1 protein-coding gene is annotated in these 700 nt (G+C 35.4%); it reads right to left on the reverse strand.

Going from position 1 to position 700, the window contains the following annotated elements; translation table 11 throughout:
- Positions 1-19 precede the first annotated feature (19 nt).
- Positions 20-601, reverse strand: a complete 582-nt coding sequence (locus ACFIQE_RS11180; RefSeq protein WP_375630402.1) for an SMI1/KNR4 family protein — start codon at positions 599-601, stop codon at positions 20-22.
- Positions 602-700: the final 99 nt, after the last annotated feature.

Raw genomic sequence — 700 nt, forward strand, 5'->3', positions numbered from 1 at the left:
CATATTTCCTCTATCAATTTCACCTCTTCCATAGTTTTTTCCAAAAGCTCTTGTAAAAAGGGATAGGTTGCGGAGTGGGAGTGTTCTCAGTCTTTTCAATTGGTTGATCACCATCAGGTATCTCAACTCCCACGCTTTCTTTAATTCTTTTGCAAAGGAATTCATAAAAATTACTGGCGTAATATTCGCAATCTTCAGATGGAAGCATGACATAAAGTGGGCATTCACCATCCCGAAACTGCGTATAATCAAAGTAAAAAGTCTCACCAAAATCTGTTCTACTTACGATAAGCTGTTCTGGTGTCGCAAAACCCCTTTTTCTATTATTTAAGTTGCGGAAAACAATATCACCAGCAGCAATACCTATTCCACAATCCCTATAAACGCTACAGATTTCATAACCTCCAATTTCTCCTCCTTTATAATTTTTTAAAAAACTCTTATAAGAAGATGTAAATTGTAAACCGAGAGCTTTCTCCGCCTTTTCAATCAGTAGATCATCAACTGCATTTTCTGCAGTACCCAAATTGATAATCTCATCATCATATTTATTCACTTTATCAACTAATACTGTAACATCATCTAAGGTATAGGTTTTCATGAATCTTCCCCTGCATGTTCCATAATTCTTTTACAGAGAAATTCATAAAAATTACTTGCATAATAATGTGACGCTCCAGATGGAATCTTGACGTAGAGT

The sequence above is a fragment of the Bartonella sp. AA1HLJMS genome, assembly GCF_042197445.1.
GTDB lineage: Bacteria > Pseudomonadota > Alphaproteobacteria > Rhizobiales > Rhizobiaceae > Bartonella.